General features: G+C 44.8%; 17 protein-coding genes. 5 read left to right on the top strand and 12 right to left on the bottom strand.

Annotation, left to right across the window (positions count from 1 at the left end; genetic code table 11):
• The first annotated feature begins 48 nt into the window (after positions 1-48).
• Positions 49-765, top strand: coding sequence for a YebC/PmpR family DNA-binding transcriptional regulator (locus G9X63_RS02205; protein ID WP_130894982.1), 717 nt, complete (start codon positions 49-51; stop codon positions 763-765).
• A gap of 5 nt (positions 766-770) precedes the next feature.
• On the opposite strand, the gene G9X63_RS02200 is transcribed toward G9X63_RS02205, so the two are convergent.
• From G9X63_RS02200 to G9X63_RS02170, 7 genes are read right to left on the bottom strand one after another with little or no spacing between them, the layout of a single operon-like run.
• Positions 771-1,517 (bottom strand): NUDIX hydrolase, encoded by a 747-nt coding sequence (locus G9X63_RS02200; RefSeq protein WP_236633891.1) that lies wholly within the window; start codon positions 1,515-1,517, stop codon positions 771-773.
• Positions 1,507-2,154 carry a GDSL-type esterase/lipase family protein gene (locus G9X63_RS02195; protein ID WP_130922848.1) on the bottom strand — a complete coding sequence of 216 codons (648 nt, stop codon included), beginning with the start codon at positions 2,152-2,154 and terminating at the stop codon, positions 1,507-1,509. Before G9X63_RS02195 ends, G9X63_RS02200 begins: the two co-directional genes overlap by 11 nt.
• Positions 2,147-3,142 carry a Gfo/Idh/MocA family protein gene (locus G9X63_RS02190; protein ID WP_252623825.1) on the bottom strand — a complete coding sequence of 332 codons (996 nt, stop codon included), beginning with the start codon at positions 3,140-3,142 and terminating at the stop codon, positions 2,147-2,149. Before G9X63_RS02190 ends, G9X63_RS02195 begins: the two co-directional genes overlap by 8 nt.
• 16 nt (positions 3,143-3,158) lie before the next feature.
• On the bottom strand, positions 3,159-4,235 hold the full coding sequence (locus G9X63_RS02185) for an aminotransferase class V-fold PLP-dependent enzyme (RefSeq protein ID WP_252623822.1): 1,077 nt from the start codon (positions 4,233-4,235) through the stop codon (positions 3,159-3,161).
• 1 nt (position 4,236) lies between these two features.
• A complete protein-coding gene (serA, locus tag G9X63_RS02180) occupies positions 4,237-6,147 on the bottom strand; it encodes a phosphoglycerate dehydrogenase (RefSeq protein WP_252623819.1) in 1,911 nt (636 codons plus the stop codon).
• Between the two features lie 11 nt (positions 6,148-6,158).
• Positions 6,159-7,115 (bottom strand): YheT family hydrolase, encoded by a 957-nt coding sequence (locus G9X63_RS02175; RefSeq protein WP_252623816.1) that lies wholly within the window; start codon positions 7,113-7,115, stop codon positions 6,159-6,161.
• Positions 7,115-7,939, bottom strand: coding sequence for an SDR family oxidoreductase (locus tag G9X63_RS02170; RefSeq protein ID WP_252623813.1), 825 nt, complete (start codon positions 7,937-7,939; stop codon positions 7,115-7,117). Before G9X63_RS02170 ends, G9X63_RS02175 begins: the two co-directional genes overlap by 1 nt.
• 109 nt (positions 7,940-8,048) lie before the next feature.
• Between G9X63_RS02170 and hemA the strand changes: the two genes are divergently transcribed.
• From hemA to G9X63_RS02150, 4 genes are all read left to right on the top strand, one after another.
• The gene (gene hemA / locus G9X63_RS02165; RefSeq protein ID WP_130922843.1) at positions 8,049-9,323 is read left to right on the top strand and encodes a glutamyl-tRNA reductase; all 1,275 of its coding nucleotides are present in this window, start codon (positions 8,049-8,051) and stop codon (positions 9,321-9,323) included.
• 10 nt (positions 9,324-9,333) lie between these two features.
• Entirely contained in the window at positions 9,334-9,786 is a 453-nt protein-coding gene (locus tag G9X63_RS02160; protein WP_252623810.1) for a regulatory protein RecX, read from the top strand.
• A 150-nt stretch (positions 9,787-9,936) separates the two neighbouring features.
• Positions 9,937-11,115, top strand: coding sequence for a pyridoxal phosphate-dependent aminotransferase (locus G9X63_RS02155; protein ID WP_252623807.1), 1,179 nt, complete (start codon positions 9,937-9,939; stop codon positions 11,113-11,115).
• A complete protein-coding gene (locus G9X63_RS02150) occupies positions 11,102-11,959 on the top strand; it encodes a prephenate dehydrogenase (RefSeq protein WP_252623804.1) in 858 nt (285 codons plus the stop codon). The genes G9X63_RS02155 and G9X63_RS02150 overlap by 14 nt, the downstream gene beginning before the upstream one ends.
• A gap of 223 nt (positions 11,960-12,182) precedes the next feature.
• Here G9X63_RS02150 and G9X63_RS02145 read toward each other — a convergent pair whose 3' ends face one another.
• The 5 genes from G9X63_RS02145 to G9X63_RS02125 all read right to left on the bottom strand — a co-directional run bounded on the left by G9X63_RS02145 (position 12,183) and on the right by G9X63_RS02125 (position 21,033).
• Entirely contained in the window at positions 12,183-14,126 is a 1,944-nt protein-coding gene (locus tag G9X63_RS02145) for a M1 family metallopeptidase (RefSeq protein WP_252623801.1), read from the bottom strand.
• An 8-nt stretch (positions 14,127-14,134) separates the two neighbouring features.
• Entirely contained in the window at positions 14,135-15,922 is a 1,788-nt protein-coding gene (locus G9X63_RS02140; RefSeq protein ID WP_252623798.1) for an acyl-CoA dehydrogenase, read from the bottom strand.
• A gap of 64 nt (positions 15,923-15,986) precedes the next feature.
• A complete protein-coding gene (locus G9X63_RS02135; protein ID WP_252623795.1) occupies positions 15,987-17,048 on the bottom strand; it encodes a DUF4249 domain-containing protein in 1,062 nt (353 codons plus the stop codon).
• Positions 17,048-19,561 (bottom strand): TonB-dependent receptor, encoded by a 2,514-nt coding sequence (locus G9X63_RS02130; RefSeq protein ID WP_252623792.1) that lies wholly within the window; start codon positions 19,559-19,561, stop codon positions 17,048-17,050. The genes G9X63_RS02135 and G9X63_RS02130 overlap by 1 nt, the downstream gene beginning before the upstream one ends.
• On the bottom strand, positions 19,558-21,033 hold the full coding sequence (locus G9X63_RS02125) for an FG-GAP repeat domain-containing protein (protein ID WP_252623788.1): 1,476 nt from the start codon (positions 21,031-21,033) through the stop codon (positions 19,558-19,560). Before G9X63_RS02125 ends, G9X63_RS02130 begins: the two co-directional genes overlap by 4 nt.
• Position 21,034 lies beyond the last annotated feature (1 nt).

The following is a 21,034-nucleotide window of genomic DNA, read 5'->3' as shown; positions in this document are numbered from 1 at the left end:
CGGAATTCCATCAGCTTGTTTTATTTTTGCAATTCAAATTAATGAACTATGGGAAGAGCCTTCGAATTTAGAAAAGCGAGAAAATTCAAACGTTGGGGTCAAATGGCCAAAACCTTTACCAAAATTGGTAAGGATATTGTGATTGCAGTGAAAGCAGGTGGTGGCGATCCATCGTCTAACTCCCGTTTACGTGCGATCATCCAAAACGCGAAGGCAGTGAACATGCCGAAGGAAAATGTGGAACGCGCTATCAAACGCGCGACTTCGAAAGACCAAGAGGATTACAAAGAGATCGTTTACGAAGGATACGCACAACACGGTATCGCTATCTTAGTCGAAACAACCACCGATAATATCAACCGTACGGTAGCCAATATCCGTTCTTCTTTCACGAAATGCGGAGGAAGTTTAGGAACAACTGGGATGTTAGATTTCATCTTTACCCGTAAATCCGTTTTCAAAATCGCGGCTAAACCAGAAATCGATTTAGAAGAATTAGAATTCGAATTAATCGACCTTGGTGGGGATGAAGTTTTCTTAGATGAGGAAACAAACCAGATTAATATCTATGGGGAGTTTACGGCTTTTGGCGGAATTCAAAAATTCTTAGAAGAAAAAGGGTTCGAGTTAATGGGAGCTGATTTCGAGCGAATCCCAGATGAGACCAAAGAATTAACCGAAGAGCAAGCAGCTGACGTCGAAAAACTCATCGAGCGTCTAGAAGAAGACGACGATGTACAGAACGTCTACCATAACATGGGCTAATAAAATTAAGAAGCGGAGGTCAAAAAAGCCTCCGCTTTTTTCTTGTCCAAACGATATAAATAAGGGGCTTTGTGCGCTCCACCAGAATATTTCTTTTCAATTCGCTCCAGAATATCTAAACTCAGCATCTTACGCTGGAAATTCGTTCGCACTAATTCTTTACCTAAAATCGTCTCATAGACTTGTTGCAACTCAGACATCGTAAACGTCTCTGGCAACAGATTAAACGCCGCTAATTTCGTATCAATTGAACTGCGCAAATGAGCTAATCCCGTTTTTACGATTTCGGTGTGATCTAAAAACAAGGACGGAATTTGATCCACATCCATCCAAGAAGAATCATCTGACACATCATTTAAGGTCACTTTCACTTTAGAATATTCCACTAAAGCATAATAACCAATGGTAATGTAGCGATGCGATAACCATTTTAAATCTTCATTCGAACGACCCATGGCTAGATTAATCTCCTCATGTTTTTCAATCGCCCCGATATTCCTTTTCAAATCGCCAAAAGTATGAAACTGCTGCAAATAGATATTCTCCAGACCTGTCCGTTGCCACAAAATTCGTTTCGCGGCCTCATCCGCATCCTCTTCTTTTCCAATAAAACCACCCGGCAACGACCAAATCTCGTTATTTCTAAATTTCAACAAAAGCACCTTCAGGTGATTCTCTTGAAACCCAAAAATGACGCAGTCCACCGAGATATTCGGTAACCAATCACCTTTTAAAACATCTTTATTTGGCATGCTGTTGAATGAAGTTTTGTATTTGTTTGGCGAAAATGACATAGCCCTTCTCATTCAGGTGCAATTTATCCGCTACGAAAATATCTTGCATTAAAGTGCCGTCCGCGTTATAGAAAGGCGAGTGCATATCGATGACATAATGCCCCTTTTTCTTCGCAACAATCGCAGCGATGCGTTGATTCAAGTCTTGTTGTTTGGCTTTCATCGCCTCCCGAGCTATACTAGGACGAGCTGATACGAAAACGAGTTTTGCCCCCGGAACCTGCTTCGCTAAACGGGCTGAAAACTCCTCAAATTGCGAGGCGATCTCCTCCGGACTTTGGCCCATCGCTAAATCATTATCTCCTTCATACATAAACACCCAAGAGGGCTGGTATTTCACGACCATGCGATCGAAATAATACAAGGCATCTTTTAAAGTACTTCCGCCAAAGCCGCGGTTAAAGGCATTCATTCCTTTCGTATCCGCATCGAAGCTTTTCCACAATCGAAAACTCGATGAACCGAGGAACAATTTCATCCCTTTTGCCGGCAATGCGATGGAATCTTGCTTTTCATAGGCCACGATTTCTCTCTCGAAACGATTCTGTGCGCATACGCTAAAAGACAATAACAGGAAAAGAAGGATCTTATTCATTAGGATATTTTAAACCAATTTGAGAACGAATTTCATCTAATAAAGCCATTAATTCCGTACTGAAGGCGTGCGTCATCAAGGCATTTTCCGTGCGACCCGCAAGTAAATCCGCTTGCACTGCCTCCGCTTCGTAGCTATAACCCCAGCCTAAGCGCTCCGTTTCATAGAACGTCTCTTGCTCTGTTTCGTGAATGGTTACCGTGATTCCTTTCGTTTCGTGAAAACGCGAATGCATATGGATCTTACCTTTCGTACCATGAATTTCACAGGTCGTATCCGTCTTCGTGACGAACGTGGAGAACAAGGTAGCCGTTGCTCCTGAACTATATTTCATGGCGATGGACGTATTCATATCCACGCCGCTAGGCGCCATCACGCCAGTCGCCTTCATTTCCAAAGGCTCTCCTAACACGAATTTGGAGATAAATAAAGGGTAAATACCGATGTCTAATAAAGATCCGCCGGTCAACGCTGGGTTGAACCAACGCGCCTCCGCATCGTAGGGTGCGTGAAAGCCAAAGTCTGCTGCCAGGTGAACGATATCTCCGATCACACCCGAAGCTAGAATCTCTTGCAGTTTCACGATAGAGGGGTGGAAACGCGTCCACAAAGCCTCCATTAAGAAGATCTTCTTGTCACGCGCCGTCTGAATCATTTCTGCCACTTGCTTCGAATTGATCGCAAAGGCTTTTTCACACAAGACAGGAAGTCCCGCATTCAAACACAAAAGCGTGTGCTCATGGTGCAATCCGTGCGGAGAGGCGATGTACACCACATCGATTTCGCCGCTTGCAAGCATCGCTTCATACGAACCAAAACATTTCACATCGGGTCCATAATGAGACGCAAATTCTTCTGCCCGGGAAATATCTCTAGAGGAAACAGCCGCTAAATAACCGTCTTTAACAAAGGCTAAATCGTCTGCAAATTTGCGGGCTATACCGCCGCACGCCAATATACCCCACCGAATGGGTGTTCCATTTTTCATAGTCCTAGGTTTATTATTAAAGTGAACCTAATTCAGTTATTAAAGCCTGAACTTGGTCCATATTTACTGCTGGGAAATTCGCGATGCGGATTTGGGTTTCTTTCAATTTGCCGTATCCAGCCCCTATAATCATATCGCTTCTCTCCTTAATCGTGTTAATCACTTTAGACGAACCCTCCTTGCAGTTTAACACCACAACAGTCGCCGAGCGGTGATTTTCATTCTCCACGAATATTTCGAAGTTATCCGATTTCTTCGCAAAATCATATAAAGCTTTCGCTTTTTTATCCGTCTCCTTGCGCATAGTCTCCACGCCGATTCGGTTAAAATCCTCCGCCACTTTACCTAACACATAAATCGCCATCACGTTCGGTGTTTCTGGCGTTTCAAAATTCTTATAATTTTCCCAAAGGCTTGGCAACGAGTGATACGTCCCCACGATTCCTTCGTGCTTCTTCATTCGTTCTGACTTCTCCAGCATCGCCTCATTCGCAAACCAAACACCTAGACCGGCGGGCATTCCGAATGATTTTTGGACACTAAAAAAGGCTGAGTCTACTAAGCTAAAATCTAGATTCGGGTAAGGCGCCGAGGAAACCATATCCACCGCCACAAACTTGTTCTTATTTGCTTTTTTGATCTTATGGATCTCCGAAGCCTTCATCTGAACACCCGAACTCGTCTCGTTCGCCGTGCAGCAAATCAATTCCGCATATTCCGGCACTTCCACTTCTGAAGCATCGAAACCCTCGCCAAAAGGTTTGTGCATCGAATTCGCATACTTGTGCAAGTCCTTAGCGAAATCGAAAAACTTCTTCGAGAACGAGCCATTCACTAAGTGAAAACTCTCGTGTTCCACTGTATTCATGATGATACGCTCCCACACCTCCGTCGCAGATCCCGTAAAAAGGACCGCGTGGCTCTTAGGCAAGGCGAATAACTCGCGCAATTGCTCATCTGCGTGCTGGTAGATCTTACGGAAAGCCGCGGAACGATGGGAAATCGAACCGAGGTTTAATCGAAAAGCCTCCATATAATGGGACTGAACCGTAGGAAATAAGGCCGCAGGGCCAGGGGTAAAAAAGGTGCTCATATTAATATAACATTCTAAACTTAATGGTGTTATCGATCAGCTTCAATTCGCTCACGATTTCATCTGAGTATTCTTTGGCCACATCCGTAATCACATAACCCGTATTCTCTGTGGTCTTTAAGTATTGACCGATGATATTCACGTGGTATTTCGCGAAGATTTGGTTGATTTGGGCCAAAATCCCCGGCACATTGTGATGGATGTGTAACAAACGGTGTGCATCCTCTAACGGTGGCAATTGCAATTCAGGGAAGTTCACCGAACCATACGTGCTACCATTGTTCATAAATTGCAACAACTTCGCTGGCACGAATTCACCAATATTTTGCTGCGCTTCCTCCGTGCTTCCACCGATGTGCGGCGTCAAAATCACGTTAGGCAATCCGCGTAATTCACTCATAAACTCCTCGTCATTCGTCTTCGGCTCATGCGGGAATACGTCAATCGCCGCGCCCCACACTTTACCGGACTTGATCGCCTCCACTAAAGCCGAAATTTCGACCACGTGACCACGCGATAAGTTCAAGAAGATGACATTATCTTTCATCCAAGAGAATTGCTCCTTGCCGATGATGTTCGTGTTTGACTTACGACCATCCACGTGCAAACTCACAAAATCCACTTGCGATAATAACTCCTTCAGGCTGCTGCATTTTTTGGCATTACCTAAAGCTAATTTATCTACCGAATCATAGAAATACACCTCCATACCCAGCGCCTCCGCAATCACGGAAATCTGCGTACCGATACTTCCATATCCTACTAAACCAATTTTCTTACCTCTAATCTCGTACGAATTCGTCGCTGATTTATCCCAAACACCCGCGTGCATTTTCGTCGATTTCTCGAAGATATTACGCGTCAACATCACCATCAAACCAATCGACAATTCCACGACCGAACGCGTATTCGAATACGGCGCATTAAACACCGCAATACCGCGCTTCTCACATTCCACTAAATCGATTTGGTTTGTACCGATACAGAAAGCACCCACACACATCAAACGAGACGCATTCGGGTGTTCTAATACTTTTTTCGTCAAATTCGTCTTCGAACGCAAACCGATGATGGACACATCCTTGATTTTTTCGATCAATTCATCCTCATCCAAAGCGCCTTTCAAAAGTTCCACTTGGAAACCTTCTTTCTTGAATGCATTCACAGCACCCGGATGCACGTTTTCTAATAAAAGAACTTTAATTCTTGATTTAGGATACGATTGTGCGCGGCTTAAACCGTTGATGTACAAGAACTCATCTAGAGACGGAACTACATAATCCGCTTTATCCGTCACCGCCTTGCGCGAAACATTCTCCGTGAACGCAAAGAATTTATTTGCTAAACCTGACTCACGTAATTCGTAGTCCGTGATACCATCACCGATCACGTAAACCTCGCCTTCTAATTGCAATGATTGCAACAAGCGTACTTTACCTTTATCCTGAGACAATAAATTGTCCGCATCGTATCCGGTGATATTTCCTTCCGCATCATAGGTGAAGGTATTCGCATAAACGTTCTCCGCTGGAATGCCCATTTCGTTCACTACGGGAACGATAAAGTCTTTGAAACCAGAGGAAACGATTAAGATTTGTGCGGCATTTTCTTCTAGAAAATCCTTGTTGCGCTTAAATGACTCCGAGATTTTACCTTTCAAAAAGACGATCAATTGATCCACGTGCGAGCGATTTGCCGGCAATAAAGCGACGCGATCGCGTAAGGAATCGGCGAAAGAATAGGCCCCTACCATTCCTTGGTCGGTGATATCCTTGATCTTTCCCACGATTTCTGCTTGCTTCGGATTTCCCTGAAGCGCGATTCTCGCTAATTCATCGAGTCCCTCCACTTTCGTGAACGTGCTATCGAAATCAATGACAATTTTTAAAGGTTCTGCTTGAGCTGTAGGCATGTTATTATTTTCTAAACGCTTTTCTTAAACCAATGTTCGGCGCGATTTTCCGACCAAGTATAACCCTGGTAATTCTTCGGATAAAAACCACAATGCCCTCCTTTCTCCTGTGCGTCTAATTGGACAAAGTCCAAGGTCTTCACAAAAGATTCCGGAATACATTCCGCCGATAAAAATGGGTCATTTTTTGCATTCACGATTAAAGTGGGTACGTTAATCTGATCCAAAAAATACAAGGAGCTACTCTTTTCGTAATAGTCTTCCCCGTCTTTAAACCCGTGTAAAGGCCCTGTGATCACATCGTCAAAATCCACTAAACTCTTAATCGAATCAATCATCTCCACGGTAATATCCTGAGGATAGCGCGCGGACTTTTCCTTGACTTTTTTAATGAGAGTTTGTAGAAATCGATGAGTGTAGAGTCTGTTTTCCCGCTTAGCTAATTGCTTGCTACTCGATGAAAGGTGTAAAGGTACGGAAAATGCGACAGCTTTTCGAATCATTTCAGGAGGATTTTTGCCTTGTTCGCCTAACCATTTTAAGGTTAAGTTGCCCCCTAAACTAAATCCAGCCAGATAGATATCTTTCGCGCCTCGTTCGATGGCTAGTTTAATAATGAAGTCCAAATCATCCGTCGCCCCACTGTGGTAAAACCGTAGATTCTTATTTGGCTCCCCTGAACAACTGCGGTAATTCCAGGCCAGCGCGTTCATTCCCTTCAATTTGTGAATTAAGCCTGTCACATATTGGCGATCACTTGATCCCTCTAAACCATGGGACACAATTAATAAGGGACGCTCTGAAAGTTCGCCACCATACCAATCGATATCCAAGAAATCCTGATCGGGAGTCGTCACTCGTTCGCGACGTGGCGTTTCCGAAAGAATCACTTTCCGAAAAACCGAGGGATAAATACTTTGTGTATGCCCGTCCGGTAACCAAAGTGGCGGGGTATAATTTTCTACCATTAAATGAAAAAGTCGGGTAACAATTGATTTTCTGGCGTATTCGGATTGACGCGGTATTCCGTGAAATCCGTCACTCCTTCTGCACGTAACACGTCTTCGTCGATATAGAAATTTCCTGTGACCGTCTTCGCATCTTTCTGTAAAATCGCTGCAGCCGCATCCGCCATAATAGTTGCCTTGCGTCCTAATTGCATCATCGACGCATTGCCCACCGCGAATTCGATGGCAGCAGTCGCAATAATGGTCTTAGGCCAAAGTGAATTAAATGCCACTTTCCCCTTAAATTCAGACGCCATTCCGAGGGTACAAAGGGACATCCCAAATTTGGCAATCGAATACGCCACGTGATTCTCAAACCAGCGCGCTTCCACATTCAAGGGCGGAGAAAGAGTCAATACCTGAGGATTTTCCGCTTTCAATAAATAAGGCAAACAAGCCTGAGCACACAAATAGGTCCCGCGCGTATTCACCTGATTCATCAGATCGTATTTCTTCATCTCCGTATGCAAGGTCCCGGTCAGCTGAATCGCCGACGCATTATTGATTAATATATCGATGCCTCCAAAGGTCTCGACAGCTAATTTAACCGCCGCTAAAACCTGATTTTCGTCACGAATGTCTACCATACAGGCCAAAGCCTTTCCTCCAGCCGCCTCAATTTCAGCCGCTGCCGTGTGAATCGTACCTGGTAATTTAGGATGTGGCTCAGACGTTTTAGCCGCAATAACGATGTTTGCGCCCTCTGAAGCTAATTTTTTTGCAATCTCTAATCCAATTCCGCGAGATCCTCCGGTGATAAAGACTGTCTTATTTTTGAAGTGCATATGATTCCTATTTTTTCTTCATCTAAATTACGATTTTCTTTCAAAGACAGATACATTTTAAACTTTTGCATTGTACTTTTGTGAATTAATAATCACGCTTAAGACAGAAATGAGTTTACCTTTTAAATCCGTCAGCCTTTCACACCGTACTGCGCCGCTCGCCATTCGCGAGATGTTAGCGTTGAACGAGGACGAGAGCAAAGGGTTTTATGTGAAGTGTAAGGATCTTTTCGGGCTAAATGAATTATTAATTGTCTCTACCTGCAACCGCACGGAGTTCTACTATACGTCTGATCGCGATATCTCGACCGACTTAATCAAGGCTTTCTTAATCGAAAAAGGCTTAACGAACACCGCCGAATACCTAGGTTATTTCAAGCAAATGGACGAAACAGAGGATTCTCTGCGCCATTTATTCGAAGTAGCGACCGGCTTGCAGTCGAAAGTAGTGGGGGATTTACAGATCCCGAACCAAATCAAAAAAGCCTACCAACAAGCGGCGGATTTAAATATGGCTGGTCCATATTTGCACCGTTTGATGCATACCATCTTCTATTCTAACAAGCGCGTAGCCCAAGAAACTTCGTTCCGTGATGGAGCGGCCTCTGTTTCCTATGCGACCGTAGCCTTAGCGGAAGAACTTTCTCAAGCACTTCCTCACCCGAAAGTCTTAATCCTAGGATTAGGCGAAATCGGTTTGGATGTATGCAAGAATATGGAAGAAAAGGATTTTGCGGAGTTCACCATTATGAACCGCACGATCGAGAAAGCAGAGAAGATTGCCGCTGGAAAGGAACTTTTCAGAGTTGCTCCTATCGCTGACTTGTGGAAAGAAATCGCCGCTGCTGACATCATTATCTCGTCTGTACGCACGGATAGCCCGATGATCACACAGGCAGAGATTAAGAAATTGCAATTATTATCCTTTAAATACTTCATCGACCTTTCTGTGCCTCGCAGCATCGAGGATGGTATCGAGAAAATTAATGGGGTCCTTTTATACAACATCGACACCTTGAAGGAGCGTGCAGACGAGGCTTTGGCCACTCGCTTAGCCTCCATTCCGGATGTGCGTACCATCATCGAAGAGAGTATTGTGAGCTTTAATGATTGGTCTAAAGAGATGGAGGTTTCGCCTACCATCCATAAATTGAAAAATGCGCTGGAGCAAATCCGCAAGGAGGAGATGAACCGCCATATGAAAGGTTTGACGAAAGAAGAGACGGAGAAGCTGGAGAAAATTACGGCTGGTTTAGTCCAAAAAATCATCAAACAACCCATCATCCACTTAAAAGCTGCTTGCAAGCGTGGCGATTCGGATAAAATGGTGGATGTCCTGAACGATCTGTTCAACCTAGAGAGTTTCGAAGAAATCGAATCTTAAATCTGCCTTTATGAATAGCGAGATTCTCCAAAAGCTGGCCCGCTATTGCGCCTACCAGGAAAGATGCGTGCAAGAACTAGAGCAGAAGATGAAGACTTTTGAAGTTTCTCCTGCTGATTATGCTGAGTATTTAAACTGGCTCCGAGAAAACAACTACCTGAACGAAGCGCGTTTTGTCGAAATCTTCGTCCGCTCGAAGTTCAATCAGAAAAGCTGGGGACGCACGAAAATCAATTACGAATTACGCAAGCGCGGCATCTCAGCTTCTCTTTTAGCCTCAGCTTGGGATGGCATCGATGATGCGGATTATATCGAGAAAGCCCGCATACTATTAAAGAAAAAAAGGGACGAGATTAAAACGGGGACCTCGCCACAACGGTATCAGAAGTGTTATAACTTTGGCCTCTCTAAAGGATACGAATCCTCCCTCATTCGCGAGCTTTTAAAGCCTCTATTTGCATAAAAGCAAATTTTTCCTACCTTTGGCATATGAATTCACACGCAATCAACTATTTAACAGGGTATTATTACGCAGGTTATTACAACGCTGCCTAATCGGTTATATAGTTTTTTGTCAATTATATCAGCCGACTTTACGTCGGTTTTTTGTTTTATGAGCTTACACATCACAGCGGCGAGCCGCTTAAACAGCGTGGAGGAATACTATTTCTCTAAGAAATTGAAGCAGATCGCGGCTTTAAAGGAATCCGGCGTACCTATCATTAACTTAGGTATTGGATCTCCAGACTTAGCGCCATCGTCTGAGACCATCGCGGCATTGACAGAAAGCGCGGCAAATCCAGCCAACCATGCCTACCAAGGTTACCAAGGTATTCCCGCTTTGCGCGAGGCTTTCGCCTCATTTTATGCGAAGCATTATGGCGTTACGGTTAATCCCGCTTCTGAGATTCTGCCCTTGATCGGCTCCAAAGAAGGTATCATGCACATCGCGATGGCCTATTTAGAGAAAGGCGACGTGACCTTGATCCCTAATCCGGGCTACCCTACTTATTCGGCGGCTTGCTCTTTAGCCGGTGCGACGGTAGAAAGCTATGAATTATCAGCCTCCACGGGTTGGTTACCTGATTTAAAGGCGTTAGAAAAGCGTGATCTTTCCAAAGTCAAAATCATGTGGGTCAACTACCCGCACATGCCTACCGGTGCACAAGCAACGGTGGAATTCTTCACGGAGTTGCGCGATTTCGCTATTCGCCATGCGATTTTATTAGTCAATGATAACCCCTATAGCTTCATCCTGAACGAGAAGCCGATGAGCATGCTGTCCATTCCGGGGATGCAGGATGTCGCGATCGAATTAAATTCCCTTTCGAAGTCCCACAATATGGCGGGTTGGAGAATTGGGGCGGCTTTTGGGAAAGCGGAGTTTCTAGCACCGGTCTTGAAGTTCAAATCCAATATGGATTCTGGGATGTTCTTGCCTTTGCAACAGGCAGCCGTTAAAGCTCTTTCTGCTGACAGCGCGTGGTTTGAGAATCAGAATCGCATTTACCGTTCGCGCCAGAAACTCGTATTTGACTTATTGGATTTACTCGATTGCGTGTATGATCCGGCACAGTCGGGGATGTTTGTTTGGGCCAAAATCCCAGCCACATTCAACTCCGGCTACGCACTTTCTGATAAAATATTAGACGAAAACGCGGTGTTCATTACGCCGGGCGGAATCTTTGGAACACAAGGCGACGGCTACATCCGTATCTCGCTTTGCGCACAAGAATCCGTTTTCTCACAAGCGATTGATCGCATCAAAAACCACAGCAATGGCATCTCCTAAAGTAGGCATCATCGGTATCGGATTAATTGGTGGATCCATCGCACTCGGTCTTCGCAAGAGTGGCTGGGCATCCGAGATCATCGGTATTGATACCAATCCCGAACACCAGAAAAAGGCCCTTTCCTTAAAACTCGTTGACCGCATCGCCTCTTGGCAAGAGGCCATCGATCAAGTAGACGTCTTCGTTTGCGCGATCCCAGTTGATCTGTTAGTGGCTTTAATTCCATCGGTATTGGATGCGCTAAAACCTGGACAAGTGATCATCGAGGTAGGTTCGACTAAAACCCCAGTTTTCGAAGCTTTACAAAACCACCCCAAAAGAGCCCAATTCGTTTCTACTCACCCGATGGCCGGAACCGAGTTCTCGGGTCCTGAAGCAGCTGTTCAAGGACTTTTCGTGGGGAAAAGAGGCGTCATTTGCGACAAAGAACTTAGCGACCCAGCTGCCGTAGCTCTGATAGAGGATTTATACCGCAGCGGCTTAGAGATGAACCTCATTTATATGGGATCGATCGAGCACGATATGCACACGGCCTATATTTCGCACATCTCACACATCTGTTCCTTTGCTTTGGCAAATACCGTACTGGAGAAAGAAAAGAACGAAGCCCGCATTTTCGAACTAGCCTCCACCGGTTTCGAATCCACCGTGCGTCTAGCGAAATCTTCCCCTGAAACCTGGAGCCAAATTTTCCACCAAAACCAAGAGAATCTGCTCGACGTTTTGGACGAATACATCAACACCCTGTTGAAATACAAAGGCCTGATGCTTTCTGGCAGCTACGAAAAGCTGAAGGAAGAATTAGGAAAGGCGAATGATATAGGGAGAATTTTGAAAGGATAGTTATTTAAGTCTTCGATAGAGCCATCTAACGGACCGAAATACTAGGACTAAAATAAGTAGATAAATCACGGCTGTAACGAACTCGCCGAACCAAAGGGATTGTAGGAATAGTATTTTCATGATTAGTGGGGTTATTCCACAAGGTGAATATAATCCACCACACATCCTAAAAATATACTGATAAAAAAAAGCCCTCGCAAATCGCAAGGGCCTTTTTCATTTCTTACCTTGAGCGAACACTCAGCGGCTTCCACGTATTATTCTTCGAATCCATATCCGGAAATGAATGATCTGGATCGATCACCACCGATTTAATTGGTAGCTTCGTTGAAGTGCGGAACGTCCAGCTAGAACCTCTCTGCCAAATCTCCACCGGGAACGTAAAGCGTTCTTTTTCTCCGCTCGTTAATTCCACTTCCACCACTGCTGGCATAGCCATCTTGTCTAAGTTTTCGATCGTAATCACAGCCCCTTTTGCAGGATCTTGCTCTACGTAATCTACATCTTTCACCGATTGATCTAGTTTCCAAAGTTCATAGAACCAAGCTCTCCAGAACCAACCTAAATCCTCACCAGCACCATCTTCCATCGCGCGGAAGAAGTCCATTGGAGTCGGGTGTTTAAAAGCCCATTTGTTGATGTAATTTTTAAAAGCATAATCAAAACGATCAGCTCCTAAGATATTTTCACGCAAGATACGTAAGCCAAAACCAGGTTTACCGTAAGCTTCCATTCCTAAGTTACGCGTTTGAATCACATCGGGAATCGACATAATCGGATCTGCGGTTTCGCGGAACATCGATTTTGCCATCGTGTGCATATCAAATTTACGGTTCTTGTATTCGCCCTTATTGAAAGCATCCGTCGAATAGAAATTGATAAAGGTATTGAAACCTTCATCCATCCAGGCGAATTTACGCTCATTAGAACCTACGATCATAGGGAACCAGTTATGGCCAAATTCGTGATCCGTCACACCCCATAATGAAGCTGTTTTATCCTTGTAGCCACAGAAAATGATGCCCGGATATTCCATACCAGAAACGATACCAGCGACGTTCGTAGCTACCGGATACGAATACTCGTATAACCAATTCGAATAATGCTCAATCGATGCTTTCACGTATTCTGATGAACGTGCCCAAGCCTCTTTGCCATCTGATTCTACCGGATAAACCGATACAGCCATTGATTTCTTGCCGCTAGGTAAATTGATACGGCATGCATCCAGGATGAATGATTTAGATGACGCAAATGCAACGTCACGCGCATTGTTGCACTTAAATTTCCAAGTCAAGCGATCTTTCGCCGGACGAGAAGCTGGATCTGTCACTTCAGCCGCCGAACGAATCACGACCGTTGTCTCTGAGTTCGCAGCTGCTGCCCATTTCTTTACCTGTACAGCCGTATAAACTTCCGTTGGATTCAACAATTCACCTGAACCCACCACGATGTGTGATGCCGGGGCATTGATTGAATATTCGAAATTACCATATTCTAAATAGAATTCACCTGCACCTAAATAAGGCAATACGTTCCATCCCTCAATGTCATCGTACACACAAACGCGGGGGAACCACTGCGCTACCGTGTAGATCGCGCCATTTTTTGTTTGTTGGATACCCATTCTGTCCGAAGCATTCTCCGGAGAAGTGAATGAATAAGCAATTTTGATTTTAGCTGTTCCTGTTTTTTCTGCCAAAGGGGACGCTAAACGAATCTGCATCCGCGTATCCTCCACAATGAAATTAGCAGGCTTACCATCGATCGTTACGCTCTCAATTTTATACCCACCTTGGAAAGCTAAATTTCCAAAACGTCCACCCGAAATAGGTGTCGTCTTGCCTCCGCGAGACTGCGTATTGAAGCTGTTTTGGTCTAATTGCAACCACAAAAACGGCAGCTTATCAGGGGAATTATTCTTATAGGTAATTTCTACATCGCCCGTGATTTTATTCGCGACATCGTCTAATGAAACGGCAATCTTATAATCTGCCGAGTTCTGCCAGTAGCCTGGTCCGGGAACACCCGCCGCGGAACGCGTAGGAGATACAGGTCCATAATTCCAAAGCGGATGAAACAATTCGTAAGCGGAATACTTACTTTGAGCTAACGCAGTAGTTGATAATAACAACGCTAGACCCAGGAATACGTGTTTTTTAAACATAATACTTTTTATTTGTGATCAAAAATAGTCAAAACTTCTTCATCCATCAAACGCTTCGATAAACCCAAAGCCTTAGGCACCTCGTAGTGGTAGAAGAATTTCATCGTGTGAATCTTATCCTTGTAGAAAGCTTCATCTTCTGCGCTTAATCCACCTTTGGCTAAGGCAGCCGCTGCCACGTGACCTTGCTTTAACCATTGCCAAGCCACGGTAATCAAGCCGAACAACTCCATGTACAAGGTCGAATCCGCTAAGAACACTTCGATTTCGCCTTTCATCGCGAAGCCTAATTTATGCATCGTCACTTTGGTCAGATTCTCCAGTTCTTTCTCTAACATCTCCGCATATTTGCTTAGGTTTTCGTGTCCTTTTGCTACGGCGATATCTGCGTAAACTAACTTTCCTAAGGTCTGCAAAGCCGCTCCGTTGTTCGCGGGAATACCGCGACCTAATAAAGTCAAACCATGAATACCGGTTGTTCCTTCATAGATCGACATAATCCGTACGTCGCGAGCCATTTGCTCTAAAGGGAAATCTTCGGTGTATCCGTAGCCTCCTAAAACTTGCAATCCTTGATTAACCGCCTGCGTCCCCATCTCTGCTGGATAGGTTTTCGCTACGGTAGTCATCAAATCGAGCATCATTTGGGCTTCTTTTTTCGCTTCCCCTTCCAAGCTTTTTGCTAAATCATCCCACATAAAACATTGGAATAATAGGCCCATCGAGCCTTCGACAATCGCTTTTTGGAAATACAACATGCGCTGCACATCCGGGTGATTTTTAATCAAAGTAGGCGGCGTATGCGGGTCTTTATTCGTCAATAAACGTCCTTGTGCACGCTCATTCGCGTATTGCTTAGAAGCGTGGTAGGCAGCAGATGCGATGTAGGCTCCACCCATTCCCACCCCTAGACGAGCTTCGTTCATCATTTGGAACATGTATGACAAACCTTTGTTAGGTTCACCCACTAAATAGCCGATAGAATTACCTTTATCCCCAAAAGAGAGGTGGAGGGCTGGGGTCGCTTTTTGGCCCATCTTATGGTAGACGCCCATAGAGACCACTTCATTGTTCACTAATGTTCCATTTTCAATCCGCTTCTTAGGTACGACGAAAAGAGAAATTCCTTTCGTACCCGCTGGAGCGCCTTCTAAACGGGCTAAAACCAGGTGAATGATATTTTCTGAGAAGTGATTATCCCCTCCTGAAATGAATATTTTTTGTCCTTTGATGGCATAGGTTCCATCCCCTAAATCCTTAGCGGAGGTAGACGCATCATTCAATGAACTTCCGGCTTGTGGCTCTGTTAAGCACATCGTACCAGTCCACTTGCCAGAAAGCATGTTAGGAACGTAGGTATCCGCTAATTCTTTGGAACCAAAAGAGGCAATTAAGTGAGCTGCCCCATGGGATAATCCCGTAAACATGACCGCTGAATTGTGTGCCGCACCGCGAATGAATTCGTGTGCCCCACCGATCATCGATGGCACTTGCTGACCACCATGTTCTAGATCAAAGGTACAACCGATCATTCCGGACTCCCCCATCTCCTTAATGTAGGGCTCAATTCCAGGGTGAACATGGACGACGCCATCCACTAATTCAGCCGCTTTGCGATCCGATTCCACATAGATGGGACGTAAATATTTTTCCGCGATGGCATCGGCTGAATCCAATACCATTGTAAACATATCAGGGGTATAATCCGCGTATCGGGGATAGTTACAAAGAGAAGCAGTATCAAAAACCTCGTTTAAAATAAAGTCTAGGTTGCGACGGTCGTATTCTTTTGCCATGGTTATAACGTTTAGGTTGTAACAAATTTGCAGAGAAAAAAACTATTATGCAAGCATACTATATTTATAATGGAGGCAAGGAATATCCGAGGTTGTATTTGATAAAAGCGGCGTCTTTGCAATTCCAAAGGGGGATGTCTTTGTAGCGCACATTTTGGAAGTCTACATAAAACAATAATTTCTGATAAGCCTCTGTAGGAATCCCATTAAAGCGGTCTACACTCAATCGCTTCTGCGTTAATCCGCCCACCATAAAATAGCCCAAAACCTCCTGTGAAGAATCGCTTGTACAGGTTAAGTTACCGATCACCTGAGCGGGCACCTTATCAAAAATCCCCCCACTTAACTTGCGCTGATCCTCTAATCGTTTCCAATAGGTATGCGTTTCTTTAGATACCGAATAGACATCTAATTGCACCACCCAATCCGTCAAATCCTCATAAGGAAGCTGACCTAAATCCAAAGATAAATTCTTACCGCTGAGCAAAAAATCATCGAGTAAATAAGGCTGCGTGTTCTGCGGAGCTTGCCAGCATTTGCAATTGCAAGCTGGAACGGGAGCGGGTGGCGGCGGTGGATTAGGACAGGTTAATAAAAACTGTCTAAAGTCCTGGCGCTTGACAAAATAATAATCTTCCGAGGCCTTGGGATCCTTGATACTTGCCGTTAGTGGAAAGCGCATATCTTCCACTTTAGTCGCATCCTTAAAAGAATACGAAAATTCAGCCAGTTCTGGAGCGGCATTAATCGTTTGAAAATTCGATTCAATGGTTTTTCCCCCTGAAAGCTTAATGCGTAATTTGTATTTTTGGCCTACCTCGCCTTTAAAACCGACTGGACTCAAATAATAGCCTTTACTCTTTTCATAATAGGCCGTTTCCTTCCCATTACCATCTACAATGCGCACATTGGCATCTGTGATGGGCTGACCAGAAAACTGCGTCGCGTCGTAGGGAGAATAAGCACTCACGTAGTTCAAGCGCACGTTATAGGGACCGTCTACATTCGAAATTTCACCGTAGACCACGATGGCTGAACTCACGTTTTGGGTTTGAAAATCCTCGATCTCCGTCTCGCAAGAACTCAAAAGAAACAAGGCACAGAAAAATAAGAGTAAGTGTCTCATTAGAATTTGAAGTTATAAGTGATAGATGGAATCGCGGCGCCCAAAACCGACAATTGGAAAGTTTTCGCTTGGTTAATTTCGCCGGTCGAGGAACGGAAGTAAACGGAATAGGCGTTCTGGCGACCTAATAAGTTATAGATCGAGAAGTTCCAGCTGCCTTGCCAGCGCTTACCTGGTTTGGGATCAATCGTTATCCCCACGTCTAAGCGGATGTAATCTGGGATTCGCTCTGCATTTCGCAACGTGAACGAGGCGGTGGAATAGCCATCCAACAGTTCTTTGATTTCTTTAGGCTGCAAAAAGTTGTACGTCGTTCCGTTGTAGGTATACGATGATTGTGCCAAACCTGGTCGCGGAAATATCCCTGTCGCCACCGCATAGTCGTACAAATCATTAAACGAATAAATCTTGTAACGACCATTCGGATACGTGATCGGACGACCCGTCGTGTAGGTAAAGTTCGCATTGAATGAGATGCGGTTTGTCCATCGGTTATTCAACACAAATTTAAAGGTATGTGGCGTATCAAAGTTCGCCGGAAATTGAATCCCAAAATTCGCTTCTTTTTGATTCTCATTCGCCTGTATCGTTCTAAACGTCCGTGCATAGGTATAGGAAATCCAACCGGTCAATCGCTTGCCGCGTGACTTTTTCAAGAAAAACTCTCCCCCATACGCTAAACCCTTACCCACTAATAATTGCGTCTCCACCGTCGGGTTTAAGTACAATTGTGCTCCATCCACATAATCCACCACGTTGTTTAAGTTCTTGTAATAGAATTCTGCGGAGGTTTCGAAAACGGCGTTCGATGCATTCGTGAAGTTCTTGAAGAAACCGATGGAATATTGATCTGCGATTTGGGGTGGAATTTGTTGATTCGAATTCTTCCAAATATCAGAGGGCGAAACGGCCATCGTATTCGACAATAAGTGGCGGAACTGCTGCATGCGGTTGAAACCGATTTTGATCGAGAAACTTGTGTCTAATTTAATAGCGAACGAAAGACGCGGTTCGAATCCACCATACGTAGCTACTACCTCATTAGAGGCGGCTTTTAAAGTATCGGTAATCGTGTTGATTTCCCTTGGAGTTCCTAACTGATATTGGTAGAAATCTCCTGGACCTAACAGTTGATAGGACGCATAGCGAAGACCATAATCTAAACTCAATTTCTTGCCAAGTGGTAAACTGTGGCCTAGATAGGCCGCCATCTCCCGCGTATGCTCGGTGGACATCGCGAATTTGTCTACCTTAGAAGAGGACGAATTAGGCAAGAAACTACCTGCATCATTCGTAAAGGCAGATAACTCTGCACCTGCATCCAGGCGACCATATTTACCCAAGTCCTTGCTCAACTCTTCCTTAACGGAGGTTTGGATGATGGATGGTTTCCAAACGAATTCCAAGCCACTTTTTTGGCCCTCAATCCCATAGGTATAATCGCTATAAAAAGCCGTAAAATTATGAGACAAATCACCCTTCAATAAGGCATTGTGTTTAAAGCTTAACGCCTTCGTGTTCCAAGAATACAGGGTATCCTGCGCAAATTTGAATCCATCATTGCTCGCATAACCGGATAAAGAGATGCGCTGGTTCTTCCCAAATCGATGTGTCAACTTAAAATTCACATCATAGAAATCCGCCTTGCTTTTCGCTAGACTCGGATTAGGGAAATACTTCAGATAAAAGTCCGAAACAGAACCGCGGGCTCCCACGATTAAAGATGTTTTTCCCTTCACTAAAGGTCCATCCACTAAAATGCGAGATGAAATGGGTCCCACGCCACCCTGCAATGACCATTTTTCAAAATCGCCTTCCTTCACGCGCACATCTAAAACGGATGAAGCGCGACCGCCGTACATGGAGGGAATACCACCTTTGTACAAGCTCAAATCCTGCACCATATCGGCATTAAAACCGGTGAAGAATCCGAATAAATGGGAGGTGTTAAATAAGGGAACACCATCGAGTAAAACAAGGTTTTGATCCACATTTCCGCCACGAACGTTGAATCCAGAGGCACCTTCCCCCACCGTGGAAACGCCCGGCAACAATAAAATACTACGAATCACATCGGCCTCACCCATTAAGGTAGGCAGTTTTTTCAAGGTTTTGGAAGACATCTTCTCCACCCCCATCATGGCTCGGTTCACGTTCGCATCTGCCTTTTCAGCTGTGATGACCACCTCGCCTAATAATTGCTCGGAGCGTTCTAATTCGATGGTTGTTTGGGTGTTTTTAGAGAGATCTAAGCGAAAGGTTTTGTACTTATAGCCTAGACTTCTCGCTATAACTTGATAGGATCTAGCGGCAATCGTGACAGTAAACAGCCCAAGCGAATCCGAGGTTCCCCCGGCAGAGGAGCCGGAGAAAAAGACCGAAGCTCCAGCAATGGGTGCTTTGTTCTCTACATCGACAATTTTTCCACTAAAGATGACATAACCTTTGCGTTGGGCAAAAGTCAGTGGGCCACAGAGTAGCAATAATAGGATTACCCTTAGGCTTAGTTTCATTTTGTTTTATTTCGTAAGATGAGCAGACCTTTTGCCTGCTTCCATTGAGGATCAAATCCTCCTTGTGGGAATTTAGCCACCGCGTGGGAACCCAACGCCACATCTAAATCACCGTCTCCATCCAGATCCGCCACGTCCATCACAGACCAGCGACCCAAGTGTTGTATGGGTAAAGTCATTGGAACAAAGGTTCCTTTTTTATTCTCAAAATACATCGCCCCTTCGCCCGGTCTAGCCGCCACATCTGGGAATAAAGCAATCGATATCAAATCTGAATCACCATCGCCGTCGAAATCGCCGGGCATTACTTTGGTGGCGCCGTTTTGAGAGAAGAAAGCCTTCTGCTTAAAGTTAAACCCGCCGATGTTCTCAAACACATACATTCCGTGGTAAGGCTTTAAAACCGTCGTAAAATCGGCATTGTCGCCAGCGGTGTAAATGATATCTAAGTCCTTGTCTCCATCGATGTCAACTACATCGAACGAAGAGGATCCATAGATAGAGGGGAAACGAAGTAGTTGTTTTTCTTTGAATTGCAATCCACCTAAGTTCTCATAAAGCAAAATGCGCTCATCACCCTGCGCAAACTGCGCCAAAATATCGAGACGACCATCCCCCGTAAAATCGCGAACAATCGTCTTCGTGGCTCCGGTTTGCGGATTCAACACCTGTTTTTTGTACGTGCCTTTATCCAACTTCCAGACACTCATCCCACCCACCTTAAATCCGAATTCAGACGTGATCAATTCATCGCCTGCTTCCGCATCCAAGTTAGCTGACACCAAACCAATCGGGCGATTCAATCCTTGCACTAATTTCTTACCGGTCGAAGCTTGACTTACGAATCCATTCACGTCGGGATTCGCCTGTGTCGTGGTCCCGATGAACGTATACAAGGTTTCGGAACCTAACAGAGTAATATCTGTCAAGGCATCTTGATCTTTCTTAGTTTCGAGTAATTTACCCGCCGCATCCCACTTCCAAATCACGCGATTCGATTGATCCCCTGCGGTGATTTGATGACGTCGCGCATCTATTCTGACGGCTGTCATATTAGGCAAAGTTGTACCGGGCAAGGTGGCTACGATGGGTTCTGCTTCGAATAGAGTCTGCGAAGGCAAAGGAATATAAGCAGGCATCTCCAAAGTTTTGGGCGCCTCCTCTAAATAATAGGCCTTGATCTTTTCCCAGTCTTCATCCGGAATCATCTGCGAACCTGGACCTAGAATCGTGTAATCAGATAGCGGTTTTTCTAACATCCCGATCTCCTTATCTACGCCCATCATGATTCCCATGTAGGGCAAGGTGCTATACTGCCACACATTTTTAGGTAAACTCGCGGGATCCGGAAGCAAGTGGCAAGAGGCACAATAGGTTTTCGCTAGCTCTTTCCCCTCCGCTGCTTTGTTCGAGCAGCTGGGCAAGCCATAGGCTAGTACCGAGAAGAGGGCGATTGCCAGCAGATTGCGCATC

The organism is Aquirufa antheringensis (genome assembly GCF_023921165.1).
GTDB classification, from domain to species: Bacteria; Bacteroidota; Bacteroidia; order Cytophagales; family Spirosomataceae; genus Aquirufa; species Aquirufa antheringensis.
Note: the sequence above shows the minus strand (reverse complement) of the source record. Positions and strands in the feature narration are given on the sequence as shown.

Coding starts and splice junctions, on each gene's coding strand:
- G9X63_RS02205 (WP_130894982.1), top strand. CDS start 49: ATGGGAAGAGCCTTCGAATTTAGAAAAGCGAGAAAATTCAAACGTTGG.
- G9X63_RS02200 (WP_236633891.1), bottom strand. CDS start 1,517: ATGCCAAATAAAGATGTTTTAAAAGGTGATTGGTTACCGAATATCTCG.
- G9X63_RS02195 (WP_130922848.1), bottom strand. CDS start 2,154: ATGAATAAGATCCTTCTTTTCCTGTTATTGTCTTTTAGCGTATGCGCA.
- G9X63_RS02190 (WP_252623825.1), bottom strand. CDS start 3,142: ATGAAAAATGGAACACCCATTCGGTGGGGTATATTGGCGTGCGGCGGT.
- G9X63_RS02185 (WP_252623822.1), bottom strand. CDS start 4,235: ATGAGCACCTTTTTTACCCCTGGCCCTGCGGCCTTATTTCCTACGGTT.
- serA (WP_252623819.1), bottom strand. CDS start 6,147: ATGCCTACAGCTCAAGCAGAACCTTTAAAAATTGTCATTGATTTCGAT.
- G9X63_RS02175 (WP_252623816.1), bottom strand. CDS start 7,115: ATGGTAGAAAATTATACCCCGCCACTTTGGTTACCGGACGGGCATACA.
- G9X63_RS02170 (WP_252623813.1), bottom strand. CDS start 7,939: ATGCACTTCAAAAATAAGACAGTCTTTATCACCGGAGGATCTCGCGGA.
- hemA (WP_130922843.1), top strand. CDS start 8,049: ATGAGTTTACCTTTTAAATCCGTCAGCCTTTCACACCGTACTGCGCCG.
- G9X63_RS02160 (WP_252623810.1), top strand. CDS start 9,334: ATGAATAGCGAGATTCTCCAAAAGCTGGCCCGCTATTGCGCCTACCAG.
- G9X63_RS02155 (WP_252623807.1), top strand. CDS start 9,937: ATGAGCTTACACATCACAGCGGCGAGCCGCTTAAACAGCGTGGAGGAA.
- G9X63_RS02150 (WP_252623804.1), top strand. CDS start 11,102: ATGGCATCTCCTAAAGTAGGCATCATCGGTATCGGATTAATTGGTGGA.
- G9X63_RS02145 (WP_252623801.1), bottom strand. CDS start 14,126: ATGTTTAAAAAACACGTATTCCTGGGTCTAGCGTTGTTATTATCAACT.
- G9X63_RS02140 (WP_252623798.1), bottom strand. CDS start 15,922: ATGGCAAAAGAATACGACCGTCGCAACCTAGACTTTATTTTAAACGAG.
- G9X63_RS02135 (WP_252623795.1), bottom strand. CDS start 17,048: ATGAGACACTTACTCTTATTTTTCTGTGCCTTGTTTCTTTTGAGTTCT.
- G9X63_RS02130 (WP_252623792.1), bottom strand. CDS start 19,561: ATGAAACTAAGCCTAAGGGTAATCCTATTATTGCTACTCTGTGGCCCA.
- G9X63_RS02125 (WP_252623788.1), bottom strand. CDS start 21,033: ATGCGCAATCTGCTGGCAATCGCCCTCTTCTCGGTACTAGCCTATGGC.